The 18,891-nt window shown below is 44.6% G+C and carries 19 protein-coding genes, 1 tRNA gene and 1 pseudogene; 16 read left to right on the top strand and 5 right to left on the bottom strand.

Annotation, left to right across the window (positions count from 1 at the left end):
* Positions 1–9: 9 nt before the first annotated feature.
* The 3 genes from hemL to ACFQ0N_RS11560 are packed head-to-tail and all read left to right on the top strand — an operon-like array spanning position 10 to position 3,276.
* The gene (hemL, locus tag ACFQ0N_RS11570; RefSeq protein WP_379326076.1) at positions 10–1,323 is read left to right on the top strand and encodes a glutamate-1-semialdehyde 2,1-aminomutase; all 1,314 of its coding nucleotides are present in this window, start codon (positions 10–12) and stop codon (positions 1,321–1,323) included.
* Positions 1,323–2,552, top strand: a complete 1,230-nt coding sequence (locus tag ACFQ0N_RS11565) for a cysteine desulfurase (RefSeq protein ID WP_379326074.1) — start codon at positions 1,323–1,325, stop codon at positions 2,550–2,552. Before hemL ends, ACFQ0N_RS11565 begins: the two co-directional genes overlap by 1 nt.
* A gap of 1 nt (position 2,553) precedes the next feature.
* Positions 2,554–3,276 carry a type 1 glutamine amidotransferase gene (locus ACFQ0N_RS11560; protein WP_379326072.1) on the top strand — a complete coding sequence of 241 codons (723 nt, stop codon included), beginning with the start codon at positions 2,554–2,556 and terminating at the stop codon, positions 3,274–3,276.
* A 120-nt stretch (positions 3,277–3,396) separates the two neighbouring features.
* Here ACFQ0N_RS11560 and ACFQ0N_RS11555 read toward each other — a convergent pair whose 3' ends face one another.
* Positions 3,397–4,290, bottom strand: coding sequence for a LysR family transcriptional regulator (locus tag ACFQ0N_RS11555; protein ID WP_379326070.1), 894 nt, complete (start codon positions 4,288–4,290; stop codon positions 3,397–3,399).
* A 124-nt stretch (positions 4,291–4,414) separates the two neighbouring features.
* Between ACFQ0N_RS11555 and ACFQ0N_RS11550 the strand changes: the two genes are divergently transcribed.
* From ACFQ0N_RS11550 to ACFQ0N_RS11530, 5 genes are all read left to right on the top strand, one after another.
* The gene (locus tag ACFQ0N_RS11550; protein ID WP_379326068.1) at positions 4,415–5,041 is read left to right on the top strand and encodes an HAD family hydrolase; all 627 of its coding nucleotides are present in this window, start codon (positions 4,415–4,417) and stop codon (positions 5,039–5,041) included.
* Between the two features lie 206 nt (positions 5,042–5,247).
* Positions 5,248–5,321, top strand: a tRNA-Cys gene (locus ACFQ0N_RS11545).
* Between the two features lie 37 nt (positions 5,322–5,358).
* Positions 5,359–6,264, top strand: coding sequence for a heme o synthase (cyoE, locus tag ACFQ0N_RS11540; RefSeq protein WP_379326066.1), 906 nt, complete (start codon positions 5,359–5,361; stop codon positions 6,262–6,264).
* 120 nt (positions 6,265–6,384) lie between these two features.
* Entirely contained in the window at positions 6,385–6,657 is a 273-nt protein-coding gene (locus ACFQ0N_RS11535; protein WP_379326064.1) for a hypothetical protein, read from the top strand.
* A 167-nt stretch (positions 6,658–6,824) separates the two neighbouring features.
* Positions 6,825–7,196 carry an NlpC/P60 family protein gene (locus tag ACFQ0N_RS11530; protein ID WP_379326062.1) on the top strand — a complete coding sequence of 124 codons (372 nt, stop codon included), beginning with the start codon at positions 6,825–6,827 and terminating at the stop codon, positions 7,194–7,196.
* On the opposite strand, the gene ACFQ0N_RS11525 is transcribed toward ACFQ0N_RS11530, so the two are convergent.
* Entirely contained in the window at positions 7,157–7,342 is a 186-nt protein-coding gene (locus ACFQ0N_RS11525; protein WP_379326678.1) for a hypothetical protein, read from the bottom strand. The two genes, ACFQ0N_RS11530 and ACFQ0N_RS11525, sit on opposite strands and share 40 nt — an antisense overlap.
* A 20-nt stretch (positions 7,343–7,362) precedes the next feature.
* Between ACFQ0N_RS11525 and ACFQ0N_RS11520 the strand changes: the two are divergent.
* Both ACFQ0N_RS11520 and ACFQ0N_RS11515 read left to right on the top strand, forming a co-directional pair.
* Positions 7,363–7,407, top strand: a pseudogene (locus tag ACFQ0N_RS11520) (hypothetical protein); the annotation flags it as partial.
* A gap of 183 nt (positions 7,408–7,590) precedes the next feature.
* Positions 7,591–8,382: an alpha/beta hydrolase gene (locus tag ACFQ0N_RS11515; protein ID WP_379326060.1), complete on the top strand. Its 792-nt coding sequence runs from the start codon at positions 7,591–7,593 to the stop codon at positions 8,380–8,382.
* A 139-nt stretch (positions 8,383–8,521) separates the two neighbouring features.
* Here ACFQ0N_RS11515 and ACFQ0N_RS11510 read toward each other — a convergent pair whose 3' ends face one another.
* The gene (locus ACFQ0N_RS11510) at positions 8,522–9,433 is read right to left on the bottom strand and encodes an AraC family transcriptional regulator (RefSeq protein WP_379326058.1); all 912 of its coding nucleotides are present in this window, start codon (positions 9,431–9,433) and stop codon (positions 8,522–8,524) included.
* Between the two features lie 205 nt (positions 9,434–9,638).
* Between ACFQ0N_RS11510 and ACFQ0N_RS11505 the strand changes: the two genes are divergently transcribed.
* The 6 genes from ACFQ0N_RS11505 to ACFQ0N_RS38305 all read left to right on the top strand — a co-directional run bounded on the left by ACFQ0N_RS11505 (position 9,639) and on the right by ACFQ0N_RS38305 (position 17,242).
* On the top strand, positions 9,639–12,548 hold the full coding sequence (locus tag ACFQ0N_RS11505; RefSeq protein ID WP_379326056.1) for an S-layer homology domain-containing protein: 2,910 nt from the start codon (positions 9,639–9,641) through the stop codon (positions 12,546–12,548).
* 82 nt (positions 12,549–12,630) lie between these two features.
* The gene (locus ACFQ0N_RS11500; protein WP_379326054.1) at positions 12,631–14,211 is read left to right on the top strand and encodes an extracellular solute-binding protein; all 1,581 of its coding nucleotides are present in this window, start codon (positions 12,631–12,633) and stop codon (positions 14,209–14,211) included.
* 12 nt (positions 14,212–14,223) lie between these two features.
* Positions 14,224–15,123 carry an ABC transporter permease gene (locus ACFQ0N_RS11495; protein WP_379326052.1) on the top strand — a complete coding sequence of 300 codons (900 nt, stop codon included), beginning with the start codon at positions 14,224–14,226 and terminating at the stop codon, positions 15,121–15,123.
* Between the two features lie 27 nt (positions 15,124–15,150).
* Complete coding sequence (locus ACFQ0N_RS11490) at positions 15,151–16,026, top strand: carbohydrate ABC transporter permease (protein WP_379326050.1); 876 nt, start codon at positions 15,151–15,153, stop codon at positions 16,024–16,026.
* A 39-nt stretch (positions 16,027–16,065) separates the two neighbouring features.
* On the top strand, positions 16,066–16,926 hold the full coding sequence (locus tag ACFQ0N_RS11485; protein ID WP_379326048.1) for an amidohydrolase family protein: 861 nt from the start codon (positions 16,066–16,068) through the stop codon (positions 16,924–16,926).
* Between the two features lie 70 nt (positions 16,927–16,996).
* Complete coding sequence (locus ACFQ0N_RS38305; protein ID WP_483874988.1) at positions 16,997–17,242, top strand: rolling circle replication-associated protein; 246 nt, start codon at positions 16,997–16,999, stop codon at positions 17,240–17,242.
* Positions 17,243–18,178: 936 nt separating this feature from the next.
* Here the strand turns inward: ACFQ0N_RS38305 and ACFQ0N_RS11480 are convergent.
* Complete coding sequence (locus tag ACFQ0N_RS11480; protein ID WP_379326046.1) at positions 18,179–18,451, bottom strand: helix-turn-helix transcriptional regulator; 273 nt, start codon at positions 18,449–18,451, stop codon at positions 18,179–18,181.
* Complete coding sequence (locus ACFQ0N_RS11475) at positions 18,399–18,734, bottom strand: AraC family ligand binding domain-containing protein (protein WP_379326044.1); 336 nt, start codon at positions 18,732–18,734, stop codon at positions 18,399–18,401. Before ACFQ0N_RS11475 ends, ACFQ0N_RS11480 begins: the two co-directional genes overlap by 53 nt.
* Positions 18,735–18,891: the final 157 nt, after the last annotated feature.

Below are 18,891 nucleotides of genomic sequence, written 5' to 3'. Positions count from 1 at the left end.
GGGGCAACTATGAATCTCAGCGCAAAAAGAAAGGATTCCTGTTCCATAGCGGCATTCGAGCGAGCCAAAAGAGTGATACCTGGTGGGGTAAACAGCCCTGTTCGTGCATTTTCAACGGTAGACTTACCGCCTGTTTTTGCGGCAAGAGCTCAAGGGGCTCGGGTGTTCGATATCGATGGCAACGAATTTATCGATTATATCGGGTCGTGGGGGCCTTTGATCCTCGGGCATGCTCATCCTGAAGTGGTGGAGGCGATCAAGGAAGCAGCGTCTCGCGGAACCAGCTTTGGCTTGTCTACGGAGCTTGAAATTAAAATGGCTGAATGGATATGCAAAAGTATGCCATCTATTGAAATGGTACGTATGGTGAACTCCGGTACGGAAGCTTCAATGAGCGCATTACGATTGGCAAGAGGTTATACAAAGCGGCAAAAAATCGTAAAATTTCAAGGCGGATATCACGGACATGCCGATGCGCTATTAATCAAGTCAGGGTCGGGCATCGCTACTCTAGGATTGCCGGATAGTCCGGGAGTACCCGATAATGTTGCTGCTCATACGCTTACAGCGCCCTATAATAGCATGGACAGTGTCCGCTTTCTATTCGAACAATGTGGGGAACAAATTGCGGCTGTTATCGTCGAGCCTGTTGCGGGGAATATGGGGGTTATCCCGCCAACTTCTGGATTTCTCCAAGGATTGCGCGAGATTACAAAGCAGTATGGCAGCTTGCTTATTTTTGATGAAGTGATGACGGGATATCGCGTAGGTTTTCATGGGGCGCAAGGGCTGTATGGAATCGATCCGGATCTTACCTGTCTCGGCAAGGTTATTGGAGGTGGGTTACCCGTCGGCGCTTACGGCGGTAAACGTGAGATTATGGAACAGGTTGCTCCTGTTGGGTCCATCTATCAGGCGGGAACATTGTCAGGCAATCCGCTCGCTATGGCGGCAGGATATACAACCTTGCGATTGCTTGAAGAGCCAGGATTGTATGAGGAGCTGGACAGAAAAGCGACCAGATTGGCAGATGGTTTTGAGGAAAATGCTGAACTGACAGGCATACCGCTCAAGATAAACAGGGTAGGCTCCATGTTTTCAACCTTTTTTTCGGAGCAAGAGGTTGTAGACTATACTACTGCTAAAGGTTCAAATATGCAGCTATTTAAAGCATATTATGCAGCCATGCTGGAGGCTGGCATTTTAACTGCTCCTACACCTTACGAGGTGAGTTTCGTCTCGGCAGCTCATTCCGAAGAGGATATCGAAAGGACGATCAGCGCTCATTATCAAGCACTGACTAAAATCAGCAATAAAGGGTGATGATTTTGGATACTTCTAACCTAAGAAGACTCTTCCCTATATTGGGTCAAAAAGTTAACGGTCATCCGCTCGCCTACCTGGATAGCGCAGCATCGGCTCAAAAACCGATTCAGGTCATTGAGGTCTTGAAACACTATTATGAACGAGATAGCGCGAACGTCCATCGAGGGGTTCACACGTTAGGTACGCGCGCAACGGATGCTTATGAAGGAGCGCGGGCGAAAGTAGCTCGTTTTATCCGTGCAGAACGGGTTGAGGAAATTATTTTTACGCGCGGGACAACTTCATCCATTAACCTTGTGGCAAGCAGTTATGCACGAGCGGCATGCAAAGAGGGCGATGAGATTGTCGTCTCAGCTATGGAGCACCACAGCAATCTTCTTCCTTGGCAGCAAGCAGCAAAGGCGACAGGTGCAGTGTTGAAATATATACCGCTGCAAACCGATGGGACATTTTCGATCGAAGCGGCGGAAAAAACGATCACAGATCGCACAAAAATCGTATCTGTTTCACATATTTCCAATGTATTGGGTGTTGCCAATCCAGTGAAGCAAATCGCAACAATCGCTCATAAGCATGGGGCAGTCGTCATGGTAGATGGAGCCCAGAGCATTCCGCATATCAAGGTGGACGTTCAAGAATTGGATTGTGACTTTTATGTCTTCTCGGGACATAAAATGTGCGGGCCAACCGGCATTGGGGTGTTATATGGAAAAAAAGCTTATCTCGAGCAAATGGAGCCGATTGAATTCGGTGGAGAAATGATTGCTGAAGTGGGTCTGTATGACGCATCCTGGAAGGAGCTCCCGTGGAAATTCGAAGGGGGCACGCCAATTATCGCAGGCGCAGTTGGCTTGGGCTCGGCTATTGATTTTCTTGAGCAAATCGGGCTGGATGTCATCGAAGCGCATGACAAGCTGTTGACCAGCTATGCGGTAGAACGAATGAAGCAAATCGAACATTTAACGATGTATGGTCCGGAGGAAGGTCGGTTTGGATTGGTGACGTTTAATTTGGGCACGATCCATCCGCATGATCTGGCTACGGTTTTGGACTCGTACGGCGTAGCGATTCGTGCCGGGCATCATTGCTGTCAACCGTTGATGAGACATTTTGGAGCCAGTGCTACGGCTCGTGCCAGCTTTTATTTATATAATACGGAAGAGGATGTAGAGCAACTTCTTTTTGCACTGAACAAAACGAAAGAATACTTTAGGGAAGTGGAATAAGTTGAGAATTCATTACTTGCAGCATGTTCCATTCGAATCGCCTGAACGAATAGCTGATTGGGTTATGGATAAAGGCTATGCGTTGAGCGGTACTTTATTATATGAAAGCACACATTTCCCACTTCAGTCAGAGTTCGATATGCTCGTCGTCTTGGGCGGTCCGATGGGGGTATACGACGAGGAACGTTTTCCATGGCTTGTTCATGAGAAGGCGTTTATTAAAGAAACGATTCGGCAACAGAAGCTGGTGTTTGGTATATGCTTGGGCGCGCAGTTGATTGCAGAAGCACTTTGCGGAAAAGTATACAGAAATCCGTATAAGGAAATTGGCTGGCATCCTGTAAAAATGACGGAAGAGTCCAAGAACTCTGTATTTTTTAAACAATTTCCTCAGGAGTACGTTCCTTTTCACTGGCATGGAGATACGTTTGAATTACCTGATGAAGTCAAGACGGCTGTGATCAGTCTTGGTTGCGTTAATCAGGCATTCGAGTATAGTGGTCATGTGATTGGGCTGCAATTTCATCTGGAAAGCAGCAATGACAGCATCAAAAAGCTGATTGAATATTGTAGTGATGAAATCGAACCAGGTAGATATGTCCAACATCCAGATCAAATGATGGATCAGATGTCTCTGCTAGCACATTCAAATACCATTTTGGCACATTTGCTCGATACATTGGAACTGAACTATCGGACTCTTAATAAGGGGAATGGTCGCTGAGCGGCTTCATCTGCCTTTTCCTCTGTTGTCAAACAGTCCGCTCGCCCTTTCTCGCCTTCTGGAACTCCCACTTTTTGAAGTGGGAGGAATGACACTCATCAAAAGGATGACCATAATTGCTTAAAAGTTTCTGCTTTTAACAGTTGAAATTAATTGTTCCATAAATACACGACTGGCTGCACATAAATGTTTATTTTTACGATATACGACACCAATTTGCGTAGTGAGTACCGGATTTTTAAGCGGAATCGTGCAAATATGTGGATTGTCAATATAATCCAAGTAACCTTTTGGCAGGATAGTAACACCGACCCCTTTGCCAACCATTGTTATGATCGATTCCATTGTTGTCATTTCCAGCACTGGTTGGGGCGTGAATGCCAGTGATCGGCACTGTTCATTAATTACTTGCCGTAAGAAATAAGTATTCGGCAATAGAACAGAGGGCGTTTCCTTTAAAATATCAAGCGTCACAAACGCTGCTTGGGCGATGGGATGATCTACAGCTACCGCAAGGGCAAGATTTTCCTTATAAAGCGGGATAGTTTCAAGATCTTCATGCTCCATTGGCAATAAAACAATTCCCAGATCAAGCTCATTTTGCAGCAGTCCGTTATAGATATCACCGGTTCGCAGCCCAAGCACAGAAAGCTCTACATTGGGGTAACTGTTATGGAATCCCATCACCGTTGGAGGAAGCAAGTAATTGACAACGGTCAGAAGCGCGCCAATTTTCAATGTACCTCTCTTTAAACCTTGCAGTTCGCTGATTACTGCCCGTGCCTGTGAGAGTTCATGAAACACATTATATCCATGATGTAGCAACGCTCGACCTGCTTCGGTAAGCATCGTTTTCTTGCCGACGCGATCAAAGAGAGGCATGCCGATCTCGTGTTCAAGCAAACGAATTTGCTGGCTAAGTGAGGGTTGGGTAATACCTAGTTTTTCGGCAGCACGGGTAAAATGCAGTTCTTGACTTAACGTCATGAAGTATTCCAATTGCTTCAGTTCCACTGGACTTCCTCCTTTTGTGTTGCTTTTATAATGATAGGAATTTTCTATTATTATACGATAAATGATATTGAATTACTAATGGGTTTTTAGCGGGAATTGTGAAAGAAAAAAGGAGGTTTTTAATATGATTCATGCCGTTATATTTGACGTGGATGGGACTCTTCTTAATTCAGACCAAGCGATCATTCTAGCCTTGCAGCGGGTTTTAAGAGAAGAAAAGAACATGGAGTACCCAAGTGAAGAATTGATTCCTGTATTGGGGATGACTAGTGAGAATAGTATGAACCTCTTGGGGGTTCCGGATGTAAAGCATGCTGCTGCAAAGCTGACGCTTTATGTAAAAAGGAATACTCATCTGATGACCCTCTATCCCGGGATTGAAGATATGCTTAAAAAGTTGGCCGGAAAAGGCATCCATATGGGTGTTGTTACGTCTAAAACACGCGAGGAATTCAAATTCGACTTTATGCCGCACGGTATTAGTGAGTACTTCTCGCACATTATTTGTGCAGATGATACGTCCAAGCATAAGCCTGAGCCTGATCCGTTGCTCAAGTATGTAGAGCAAACCAGAATCGACCCGACAACAACTCTTTATGTCGGAGATACCGTATTTGATCAGCAATGCGCGAACGGGGCTCAAATCGACTTCGCCATAGCGATGTGGGGAGCCAAGCAACCAGAACGCACTGTCGCGAAATACAGATTGAATCGACCTGATGATCTACTCCGCATTGTAGGTCTTGAATGATTCATAACAAGACTTGAAAAAAGACATATAGACTGAAAATTCAGCTTCTTGTCGCTGAAGTTTCAGTCTGCACAACCATTTGTGATTGAGAAATATTCATTATCATAGGAAAAACTAATCGTTATCATCCTGTAATTAGAATTGATCCAATGAAAGGAAGCGACTAAGATTTAATTATCAGAGATAATCACTTTATCTTCTACTATGGAGGTATAGCCAAATGGTAAGGCAAGGGTCTGCAAAACCCTGATTTCTGGTTCGAATCCAGATACCTCCTCCAACATCATTTTTTTCTGGAAGATATGAGGTGGAACAAAATGCAGAACAGCAGTGGAGCCTCAGGCCATTCGTTAATAGAAATCCAACCCTGGAGAGATTGGGTTTCTGTTACTAAACCAGGAATTTTGGCTTCTAATTTATTTTGTACGTTTGCTGGTTATTGTCTTGCTTCAAGATTGAAGTTTGACGATTTAACTTTGATATTCATTCTGTTTGGAACAACATTAGTTGTTGCAGCTGCTTCGATGTTGAATAACTTCTTGGATCGTGGACGAGATTTAAAAATGGAACGGACTCGTGTTCGCCCGTTACCGAGCGGGCGGTTGAAACCTCGGAATGTATTGCTAGTTGGGATTATAACGGGGTTCGTTGGATTGGCTACATTGTATATTTTCGTTAATCCATTAAGCGCAGCTTTGGGCTTCATTGGACTTTTTGTTTACGTAGTGATCTATACGGCTTGGCTTAAACCGACATCAACCTGGAGTACTTCAATCGGAGGTATCTCCGGATCTATGCCGCCAATGATCGGATACTGCGGTTTTTCAAATGAGCTGGAACTCGGCGCATGGCTTTTATTCTTGTTTCTTTTTTTATGGCAGCCACCGCATTTTTGGTCACTTGGGATTTTAAAAAAAGAAGAATACCGAGCAGCAGGGTATCCACTACTTCCCGTTATAAAAGGTGTATATCGTACAAAAATACAGATGCTACCGTATGTTGTGAGCTTATTTTTCGTTAATTATTTGTTATTTGATTATAACTATGTTGGTGTAGGATATTTGATCGTTTCTGGTGCGCTGTTAATAATTTGGTTGATCGCATGTCTACATGGGTTGATTACAAAAAATGAAGCGAGATGGGCTTCAAACAACTTTCGACTTTCTCTTTATTTCCTGACGTTTTCTTTGTTGATGATGATATTTGAGATTGCTCTACTTTAAAAAGGATACTTGCTTCGCGTGAGAACGTCGTAATCGAAGGGAAGTTTACAGAGTGGTCTTCGCATTGATTCGTGATCGCGATTGGCAACAACGTCTCTCTACATTAATTCTGAGCCGGATATGTTAGTATCGGGAGTTGTTTCTACAAAAGAAACAGCGATTCAAGCAAGCATCTCCTCTCCTTTCAGTATCTTTGTATCCGGTGAAAATACGGATGCCGATGTAAAGCCGCTTTCCAGAATCGTTCAAGAGCTGGATGATGAATTTGCCGACCGACTGGTAGAAATACAGCGGTCCGCCGGCCATGCAGACCGGGTGGAGTTTCATTACCCCGGCAGCGCGGACCACACTCGAATTGATAACTGGGCGGATATTATAGTCGTCTTGCCGTGAAGACTGTCATGGATTCAGAAAACGGAATGGATGTGGCCACATTTGATCAAACAAGAATCGGCATCATCCAATCGGTGTTTTGGGGTATGAATCAACTGGAATCCCGTATTGAAACGATCGAACATACGGAAACCGTTGCGAATAGAGCATGAACGCCGGGGCGGCTTGTGGATGTTCAACAGCATTTGCCCGAGGGAGAACTAGACAGCGAAGTCATCAAATTGGCGCTCACTCGCTTAGGTGATCCGTACAGTCAACCGAAGGCCGGACAAGATGACTATACGGATTGCAGTTATCTAGTGCAATGGGTCTATCGGGAGCTTGGTATCAACTTACCGCGTACCGCTGCGGAACAGGCTAGGTTTAGCGTAGAAAATGGTCTAACAGTAAGCGCGGCAGACCTGATTTTTTTAAGAGGGTCCGGTTTTGTTCGGAAAATGAAACGAATTGTGAGGGGGGCTTTCATATCGGTTAACGTGGGAAGAAGCCGTGAAATTATTTATTCAGGCCCGTCGTGCAGAAACGTCAAGCGATTTTGAGCACGTTTCTCATCGCGCTGCTTGTGAGCTTTTGTGTAGGCCTTCTTCATCCCGTCCATTTTCTTCTCCATGCTCTCCTCATGAAGCTTGGGTTGGAGCCGTTCCATCGTGATCCCATTCGCAATCGCTTCGCTACGCCGCTTCATTCAGCAGACGCTTTGGCTGGGTCAATGACCGATTCGGCGTTTCCTGGCAGCTGAACTTGCTGTAATGGCAAGGGAATGAGAAACGGAAGAGTCTAAAGGATTTTTTAATTGATGTTCACAGGAAGATAACGTATATTAATTGGTATAATATTTATATTAAATAGCGAAAGCGACAATATTAACCGGGTTGTCCGTTGATGCAAAGGCCGCAGCTCGCTGGAAAGTAAAGGGGAATAGGAGGGATAAAGATGGAGATATTTACGCATTTCTATGAGCAAGAGGTGGTTGCAAGACGTGCCATAGATATAGCATTGCCTGAAGAGCTTACGCATAAAACCGCGCTGTTCTACATTCATGGCGGAGGGTGGTCGGCGGGCGAAAGGGAAGCTTTCCATACCCATTTGCAATATTTCTCTATGAAAGGGTATGCATCTGCAACAGCAGGGTACCGGCTTGCTCCAACTGTTCAATTAACTGATCAAATGGGCGATATTGTTGTCGGCTACCGGTTATTTGTTAACTGTTTGAGAGAACAGTACGGGAATGGGATAGAACGGATAATTGTGCTTGGGAGCTCTGCCGGCGCACATCTTGCTTCCTTATTGGCTATGACAAAACCTGACGAGTGGGTAATTGAACCCGATCTAAGGAGAAATTGGCAGGATCCCGTTGCATGTGTGTCCATCAATGGGCCGGGTACGTTAGAGGAATGGAAGGATATGAATGAAGAAATTAAAGCGAGCATTGAGCAAGTTATAGGTGCGCGCTATGGAGAAAACGAGCAGCTATTTCGACAAGCGTCTCCGCTAGCTCGAGTTCACCCAGATGTGCCCGATTTCCTTTTTCTTATTGTCGGCAAGGAAGAGTATTTTCCGCATAGTTATATTTATGAGTTGGAGAAGGAGATTAAGCAGCATGGTTCATATGCCGAGACTGTTTTATTTCCTGCAGCGGAACATGGCTTTTTCTATGGGGTAACGAGTAAGCAGCAGCAAGAAGCATTAAGTATCTTGGAAGCGTTTCTTGCTCGATATGAGTAGGGGAATTAGTCAACAACTTTTGAGAGCATCATAATACGCGTTTCTGAATTTATCCTGTATCTCATTCGCAGGGTAAATGAGGAGACGCGTATTTTTGTTGGGCAGACTGCCAGAAATATATAAATTTTTTGCATTCTCATTATTGTTTATGACTTCGGTCATACCGCAAGCGAAATTCATTGGGAGTAAGACCTGTAGTTGCAGTAAATTGACGGGAAAAATGTCCAGGTTCAGCATAACCCAGCAAATCTGAAATTTGGCGCAGCGTAAGCGGAGCGGATACAAGAAGCTCTTTCGCTCTTTCAATTTGCAATTCCTTTACAATTTGTTTGAAGGATTTCCCATAAAGCTGTTGGATGACACGATAGGTTTGTTTGACGCTCAAATGCAATTCTGCAGCCAATTGCTCAATATTTAATGGTTGTTCGATAATTTTTTCAAAGAACAGATCAATAATTTGTGTACGGCTGTCATCTTTCGTTCTTAGCGGAAAGCGGGGCTGATGTTGCAAAAAAGAAGTTTTGAACATTGCCCTCAACATCTCTGCGAACAGCTGCATAAACAGTCCCTGCACCTTTACGTAGCTGCCGAATGAGTGTTCGCGCAGTTCGTTGCTGATCAAGTTTTTTAGTCGAAATATAGAACTTACCTGTTGAATCAGAACAACGGTTTGAACAGATGACAGCGCTCGCAAAAAATCATTGGCTTCAGCTTCCGGAAACAAATCATCCGCAGATTTGCGAATGGAATAAGTGAATTGCATGTAGCTCCTTGCCAAATCTTCGCATCCGTTGAACTTATGGTAGACATGAGGAGCAATTAATATGGCGTCTCCGGCTGCAATTGGCACTGTTTGGCTTCCAATTGTGCATAATCCGCTGCCTTTTGTAATGAATTGCAATTCATAAGCTGGGTGGGCATGAGTGACGGTTGCAGGGAAATGTCGCACATCGGCAGAGAAGGCTTTGTCCAGCAAAATATCAAACAAGATAGGTCCAATGCCAACTTTAATGTTTATATTTTCCAAAGGAATCAGATCGTTTGCTCTCATTGGCTGCCTCCGATCATATCGTGATCTAGCCTTTATAATATCATATCAGCTAAGATTGCGTAAACGGGACAACATTTCGCATAAGATGTCCTTACCGTGCATTTTCATGTTAGAAAGATTGATTATACTTGGAGTTAAGCCTGTTGAATACATCCATTGTTCAGCAAGGCTGAAAGCTTATATTGAGTAGATTGGGGGATAAGAGATGAAGATGCGAATGAAGTGGATGTGGCTGTTGGTCATTGCAGTGTTGGCGACAGGTGCTCCGCAAGCTGTTTTTGGGGATGGGGATGCCAATAATAGCGGCGCGAATTTGGTGAAAAACGGCGGTTTTGAAGAACAGCTTTCTTTTTGGAATATTCCGCAAGGTACGGCGACAGTTGATTCTAACGTATTCAGAAGCGATGGCAATAGCTTGTTCTATGAGAACAATGATGCCAATAATTATGAATTGTTTATGCAAGATATCCCGGCTAATCCTGGGGAAACGATTCATTTCAGTGTTTGGATCAAAGGGGAGGATATCGAGCAGCAGACTGGACTGCCACCCACTTCTGAAGATGGAGCTGCGATGTTTATACAAAGTTATGATGCAAACAACAATTACATCGACGGGGTATTTCCCGCAGGTTTGCTTGGCACATTCGATTGGCAGGAAGTAAAAGGTAAGGCGATTATTCCTCCCAATGCCGCTCGTGTCTCCATAGGCCTCTATTTGCGGCCACAAACGGTTGGCAAAGTGTGGTTTGACGATGTAATAGTGCAAAGGGAAATGCCGAAACTGATGAAAACGTATTTGACTTATCCCAATTATCGTCAAATTGCGTTAAGCAGCAGTCTTGAACCATGGAAAGTAAGTTTAGTAAACCATTTTCCAGCTAATGAAACGGGTTTTTCTATTCGTCATGAAGTGCGGGATGAGAACAATCAATCCGTATTTATGCAAACGCTTCCCGCAATGGACGGCAATTCAGAAATACGATTTCAACCTGCTGCTCCTTTGTCCGCAGGCAAGTATGTATGGCGAATCGAGTTGCTGGACAGCGAGCAGGAACTAAGACAAAGCGAGCAGTACGAAATTACAGTGCAACAGCAAATGCCTCATATTTATATTGATCGAGATGGGTTTACAGTAATTAATGATGAAAAGTTTTTTCCGCGGGGAACTTATCTGATTCGTGATTGGTCGCATAGCAATGAGAACCTGCAAAAAATTGCTGATGCCGGGTTTAACACATTGTTATCCTACACTTACGGCGAGGCAGCGGACGCAGTGCAATTTTTGGATCGCGCCCACCAGTACGGCTTTAAGGTGATCTATAATCTGGTTGATATTTATTTGGGAGATGAAGCGAATAACAGGAGTGATGGCAAAGATCCTTTCGAGGTTGCTGAACAGTATATTACCGATTTGAAAGATCATCCGGCATTGCTCGCCTGGTATATAAACGATGAATTCGATTTAAGCTGGATGCCTCAATTGGAAAGAATGTATCAGCTTATTAAAGAGCTGGATCCCAACCATCCGGTCCTGCAAGTTTCCAACACTATGGGCATATTGGAGGAGTACTATCCTGTAACGGATGTTCTGGCTACCGATCCTTATCCGGTAGGAGATCAAAACGGCGAGGATACCGATTTGACGATGACGTCCACTTTTGCCAAACATACTGCTAATGTTACACGGGGCGCCAAAGGAATGTGGATGGTAGCGCAAATGCATGATCTGTCCGTTTATTACGATTGGCGTAAGCCTAATCAGCCTAATGCCGAAGAAATGCTCAATCAAGCCTATCAGGATCTGATTCATGGCTCAAAAGGTTTAATCTTTTATTCCTTCTTTGACTTGTGGTTCCCGGACAGGAATCGATTGCCGGATGAAGATACATTCTTGCAAAATTGGCCGTATGTCCTGCAAATGATGGAGCAACTTGAATCGGCCATTCCTGTTATTATGACGAATCAACCAGTTGCTTTGACCGTGATGGATACAGATTCGGCAGTGGAAATTGCCGCTTTCGAGCATAATCAGCAATTGCATTTGATCATGGCTAATCCTTATTACGAAGCACAATCTGTGACGGTTGCCATGCCGCAAGGATGGAAGGTGCAGAATCAGACACAAGGCAGCATTGCCAGTGTTGTTCAATCAAATGCCATTACTTTTCAGTTGCCTGCAATAGGGAGCGGCGTCTTTGTTCTGGAAAAGGATTTGCCAGATAATCCAGGCTCATCGTATTATCCTGTCTATTCTTTATCTAATAATACTAATTTGAAATCACTTGAACTATGGGCTGGCGGCGAATCTTTGGCGATAAATCCTTCATTTGATCCAGATCAAACTGCTTATCAAGCAGATACAAATGCGTCTTGGATTGTAGTAAAGGCGAGCAGTGAACATCCAGCGGCGCAGGTGACTTTTCAGGGTCGATTATTGGGGAGCGAAGAGGAAATTGAGCTGACAGAAGGAGCGAATATACTGACGCTTACTGTTCAGGCGGAGGATAGAAGCCGAAAAACGTATACGATCACTGTCCATAAGACAGAAAATTCCAGGGGCAGTACAGACGAAGAACAGATTGAGTTTGACGATATTCGGGGACATTGGGCGGAAAGTTTTATCAAACGAGCAGCAGCGGCAAAGCTAATCCTCGGTAATAAAGAGAGAGCGTTCAAGCCTGATCATGCAATAACTCGCGCTGAGTTTACCGTAATGCTGATTAATGCCTTACAACCGGAGGGCAAAGAGGGGGTGCTTGTATTTACGGACAGCGGACAAATTGATACTTGGGCAAGGAAAGCCGTAGCGCAAGCGGTGCAGTTAGGTATCGTAAGCGGATATAAGGACGGAAGCTTCCGGCCGGATCGTCCGATCACCAGAGCGGAGATGGCCGTAATGATTGCAAGAGGCTTCCATATTCAGCAAACGGCCAGAAAAGCAGTAAAATTTGCTGACGAAGACAGCTTTCCAAGCTGGGCGAAGGATGCGATAGAAGTCGGCAGAAGTGTTGGCATTTGGCATGGACGGAGCAATAACAGATTTATGCCGGATGCTCAAGCAACCCGCTCTGAAGCGGCAGTGTTGCTGTTGCGAGTGCTTGATTTGCAAGAATAGTCGGGATATGGCCTAAGGGTGGATCCATCAGGACAAAATTCCGGTCGATTCACCTTAAAACAAAGAAAAAGGAGACGTTTAAATGATAAAAAGGGGTAAATTGAAGCGTGTGGGCACCATTGCTGCTATTATCTTAATTTTATCATCCTTATTGTCTGCGTGCGGCAACAAAAACAATGAGAACGGCGGGGAAGCTGAGGCAGGCAAGCCGCCGCGTATTGATTTCTTGCTCTCGCATATTATGTCGCCTTATGCCATGCAGTATAAGGATGATAGTGACATCTATAGAAAGGAACTATCAAAGTTGTCCGGTTATGATCTGCATTATGAATTTTTAGGTCATGGCAATGATTACACGCAGCAACTGACTGTTCGTTTCGCTTCGAGTGATTTGCCTGATGTGATCAGGACAGACAGTATTATTTCGACCATGCATCCGGGAGCGGTTGAGAAAGATATCTTTACGGATCTGACCCCGCTATTGGAGAAATACGGCCAGAACATATTGAAAAACGTGCCGCAAAGCGCCTGGGAAAGTTCGAAGGTATCGAAAGATGGAAAAATATACGGTATCCCCTATCTCTCCGCTGTGCCTGCTTATCGTGTCGTCTATATCCGTCAGGACTGGCTGGATAAGCTAAATCTGCCGCAGCCCAAAACGTTGGATGATTATTTGGAGTTTTTTGAAGCGGTTAAAAACAATGATATGAATGGTAATGGCGATCCTAGTGACGAATATGGCTTCTACGTCAGAGAAAATCTCGATTACGGCAGTGATCTGTTTTTTAAGGAATTTGGCGTTCATCCGGATGAATGGATATATCGTGAAGGCCAGTTTGTTCCAGGGTTGATCCAACCGGAGATGAAGGAGAGTCTAGCATTTTGGAAAATGCTATACGATAAAGGCTATATCAACCCAAATTTGTTCACTAACAAAGGTTCGGATTGGCGGGCGGGAATCAAGCAGGGCAAAGCTGCTATGTGGACACACGACGTTCCGGAATATAACTCCGAATGGCATTCGGAGCTGTTTGTAAACGAGAAAGATGTGAAAATAGCGATGCTGCCGGGACCTGTTGGGCCGAAAGGGCAGGGGCTTACGCCGCAGCACGAGCAGATCGGTTATGTATATGTGATTCCGTCCACCAATATAAACCCGGAGGATGTGATTAAATATTTGGATTGGGCATGGTCGTCGGAAGAAGCGGAGAAGTTTTTTGCCTATGGTATCGAGGGGCACAACTACACGATGGAAGAAGGCAAGGTGAAATTTGATCCAACCAGTTATGCAAATGCAGAGATTGATGAATCCGAGATGTTCCGCACGGTGATTAATCCGCGCAGGGATGGGAGGCTGGAGCCGCTGGTGCTCGATGTGGATCCGAATGCGGAGCTGTTGAAACAAGGCCTTGAAGCGGCCAATCAATCGATATATAAGAACGAAGCGCTGCATATGCCGGTACTTGAAGCTATGAAAGCTCGTCCTGAACTGGGCCGGGGAGCGGGGACATTATTTCTGGATATGTTCGCCAAAGTGGTAACGGGCAAGGGAGAGATAGATAGCAGCTTCGACGCATTTGTGGCGGAGTGGAAGAAGCATGGCGGCGATGAAGCGATTCAAGAAGCGACGGAATGGTACAAGAAGTCGAAGGGTATGCAATGATAGGAGGATTTCATGTTTAGAAAAGTCTGTCAGAAAGACGCCGTCATCCTGTTTTTAATTGCTTTGCCGGGGATTTTGCATTTTTTGGTGTTTAATTATATACCTCTTGGCGGGAACATTATTGCTTTTCAAAAATACAGCATCTTTGACGGGATTGTCAAAAGTCCGTGGGTAGGTCTGGACAATTTCAAAATGATGTTCTCTATTCGAGAGTTTTATCAAATTTTAGAAAATACACTTATCCTTAGTTTTTTATCCATTGTATTTGGCTTTCCTGCTCCGCTAGTGCTGGCGCTATTATTGAATGAAATGCGCAGAATGTGGCTTAAGCGCTCCGTTCAGACATTATTGTATTTGCCCCATTTTCTTTCATGGGTTATCGTAGGCGGCATTTTTATTAATTTGTTGTCGCTAGACGGGTTTTTGAATACAATTTTGAGCAGTATCGGGGCAGCACCTAAGGATTTCATTACGAATCCAGATACGTTTCGCGGCATGCTGGTCTCGGTTGGAATTTGGAAGGAAGCAGGCTGGGGAATGATTATTTATTTGGCGGCGCTTGCCGGCATAAACCCGAATCTGTATGAAGCGGCGATGGTAGACGGAGCTGGTCGTTGGCGGCAGATGTGGTCCATTACGCTGCCCTCGCTAATGCCTGCTATTATTGTTTTGTTCCTGCTCCGCGTTGGCAGCGTGTTGGATACGAATGTAGAGCAGGTGTTAATCTTTATTAATCCGCTCGTACGTCCCGTAGGAGAAGTAATTGACACCTATGTGTATCGCATCGGTCTGCTGGGCGCTCAGTTCAGTCTTACCACAGCGATTGGGATATTCAAGTCGGTTATCGGACTACTACTTATAGTAGGGGTAAACTACCTTAGCAAAAAATCGACAGGCGAGAGCATCTATTAGCCTGTTGGTCTAAAGGAGGAGATTTTCATGCCGACTTATCGGTCCGATCGCTTGTTTCACTATATTAATGATGTGTTATTGGTGATCTTCAGTCTGTCCATGCTGGCTCCGCTTATTCATTTGTTTGCGGTCTCTCTCAGTTCTCCCAAATATGTCGGAACCAAGATGGTTTATTTTTGGCCGAAAGAATTCAATATCGAGGTATACAAAACGATTTTCAACACGGATTCGTTGTGGAGAGCGATGGGAGTTAGTGTTTATATTACGGTTGTTGGCACTTTCATTGCTCTTTTATTTACATCGACAATGGCCTATGCTCTTTCCCGGCCGCAAATGCCGTTTCGCGGTCTTGTATTGAAAGGGATTATTGTAACATTTGTATTCTCCTTGCCGTTAATTCCAAGTTATTTATTAGTTAAATCGCTTTATATGGAAAATACGTTATGGGCGCTTATGCTGCCTGGCGCATTGTCCGCCTTTAATGTCATCATTATGAAAACATTCTTTCAGGGTCTTTCTGGAGAAATTTTGGAAGCGGGAAAAATTGATGGTTGCGGAGAGTTTGGGAACTATTGGAGAATTGCGATTCCGATGTCCACTCCCGTAATTGCCACCATTTCATTGTTTCATGCAGTGGGGCAATGGAATGCCTATTTTTCAGCGTTAATCTATATTCGAACCAAAACACTACTTCCCATTCAAGTATTGTTGCGAAATTTGGTGATAGAAGACAATTTGCAGACCATAACAACGCCGGGAACAATGGATATCGTACGACCGGCTACGCCGGAGATGATGAAAGCGGGAATTATTCTGTTCGCCACGTTTCCGATATTGATTGTCTACCCGTTTTTGCAAAAGTACTTTGTCAAAGGCGCAATGCTTGGTTCGTTGAAGGAATGAAGAGAGACAATGTTTTTAAGAGAGGAGCAGAAACCCCTTATGATTATTGATTCACATAATCACCCGTATTATCAAATGATGAATCTGGAGAAGACGCTGGAAAATATGAAACGATTCAATATAGACCGAACATGGCTGCTTTCATTGGAGACGCCTGAGCATGAAGCTTGGCCTGTTTATCATCCGAAGACATTTGGAACGAAGGATGCGGCGATCCCATTTGCCCATTGTCTGGAGTATTCTATGAAGGCGCCCGATCAATTTGTTCTTGGATACGCACCTGACCCGCGTCAGCCTCATGTTATTCAAAAGATGGAGGCGGCTATTGAGCTGTACGGCGTTCGGGTGTGCGGTGAAATTATGCTCCGGATGACATATGATCATCCGGATGCGATAAGTTTGTTTCGTTTTTGCGGAGAGAAGGGATTGCCGGTTATCGTAGAAGTCAATTATGGCGTGGAGGAGGAAGGACCCTTCGCACAGCCAGGATATTGGTATGGTGGAGGGATCGAGGCTTTTGAGCGGCTTGTCAGAGCTTGTCCCGATACGGTGTTTCTTGGCCACGGTCCTGGTTTTTGGGCACATATATCCGGTGATGATCTCTATCAAACAATGAGTTACCCTCAAGGTGAAATAGTTTCCGGAGGCAAAGTGATTGAAATGATGCACACATACGATAATTTGTACTGCGATTTATCGGCTTATTCCGGTTATAATGCCTTGATCAGAACGCCTTCTTTTGGAAAAGAATTTTTGCTGGAATTTCAAGACCGTGTCCTTTATGGACGTGATTGCTGGGATAACAACTTGCAATTGTTTTTGAACGGAGCCGGATTTACTGAAGAAGTACTTTATAAAATATATGCAGGTAATTCATTGAAACTTGTTCCCTTGAAATAGTATGGCGATCAACAAAATGATATTTCACTATGTATATAAATGGAGGCGGAGAAAATGCTGGCTTTGCTAGGTGCGGGAGGTATGTAAGAAGCAGGGAAAGGACTTCAAGTACATTACCGTCGTCGAATTTCAGGATGAGAATAGCCGCGGCGCTGTTCACTTCCATGTGATAACCAATATCCCGGTTATTCCAGTCACACGAGAGATCGCTGAGGAATGGAAGCGTGAAGGAAAGCTCCCAGACGGCATAGCATTTTCGAACATTACTGATAAATCATATATTTGTACCTGGAATCGATCTCTTCGATTTTCTTGATTTTCTCATCATTCGTAATGTCCTTGGGCATAATTTGGGTGGTATCGGACAACTTAACCGGGATGGCTCGATACTACCGTAAAGTACTAAACCTGCTATTCAAGTGGAGAAACCGGAGAAGCCAGAAACGGAGTTTCACATGGGAAAAGTTCAAGCTATTCTTGAATCGAAACCCGCTACCAAAACCGCGAATCAAGGTGAGTCTTTATAGTTCTGCGAAGATTATTCGAAGAGCCGTATGCCTTAATTGGGCACGTGTACGGTTTGATGAGGAGGGGCTGGTAACCCCAGCCCTTTACTCTACAACGAACCTGACAGCTAAGCTTGCCCCACAACGCTTCCAATTAAATGGAAATAAAATAATTGATCCAATAATGGAACAATAAGGTGATGAAAACGATTACCATCAGGTGTTTTGTTTCGAAAAAGCTGATTTCTATAGTGAAGAGGGTTCTTCTACACGTTCCTTAAAAGGAGTTTTTAAGGATTTTTATTCCACATTAAGTTTTTCGTTGGAAATACTCAATGAATATGGTTTGCCTAAAAGCGCCTAAATAGCAGGTTCTACTCCACAAATAGTCTGCTGGAATTTCATGGAACCGATGTGGGTCAAGCTTAGACCTGACAGCCCTTATTCGGCTCAAAATGCAGCCTTGTGGACTGTAACGAATCTACCGATCGTTAATCACCGAAAATCGGCCGCTTTCCCGCCTTTTTTCCATCCATAGCGTGTCTCAGGTTCGTTAGCCCTAATCGTCAATATAGGGAGGATGAAATGGAAGGTACCCAGATGACTATCCCCTTCTGATGATGCCGCGCCGCGCAGTGCTGTAACATGGGGAAGCGTTAGCTTCTTATTTCTTCGCTGTTGGCGCGGAAGCGTTCGCGGAAATGCCGGGGGGTAAAAGGCAAATTAAGACGGAAGAAGGAAGCCATTCAGGAATATTTTTTGAACAAGCGGGCGAAATAGGCGTTGTCCTCATAGCCGATCATTTGGGCGATATGTTGAATTTGCAGGTCGGTAAGCCGCAGCAGCTTTTTCGCTTCATTAATTTTTAAGCGGTTGACATATTCATTTAATGAGTAACCTGTATTTTGTCTGACGATTCGGCGCAGCGTCGAGCGGGATACATGATGGCGCTCAAGAAACTGCCTTTCATCCCACGGCTGAAAAGGAGAAGTAGAACTCGTCCCAGTCCGTCCCTTCATCCGGGCCATAGCCGTAGCTTGTCCCCGGCCATTCCCAGAATACGCTTCCGGGCTCAAGCCGCTGCACGGCGCCATCGCCTGCACGATAGATGCCGCGGCCGCGGACAATGTATGTGAAAGCCCAATGATTGTTGGATACGCTTTTGTGGCGTAATTTTCGTTTGGGCAAATGGCCGAATTCGATGATCGAGAGCCCTTTTATGCGAAGCAGGGAGGGATCCACCGTTAAGCGCTCCATGCGAATGGGGATTGGACTGATCATATCATCCAAGTACTTCGTCATAAACGGCCTACCTCCATAACCAATATCTTTACTAAGCTTGCCCCACAACGCTTCCAATTAAATGGAAATAAAATAATTGATCCAATAATGGAACAATAAGGTGATGAAAACGATTACCATCAGGTGTTTTGTTTCGAAAAAGCTGATTTCTATAGTG

This window comes from Paenibacillus sp. GCM10027626, assembly GCF_042676285.1.
Classification (GTDB): Bacteria; Bacillota; Bacilli; order Paenibacillales; family Paenibacillaceae; genus Paenibacillus_Z.
This window is presented reverse-complemented; position numbering and strand designations above follow the sequence as displayed.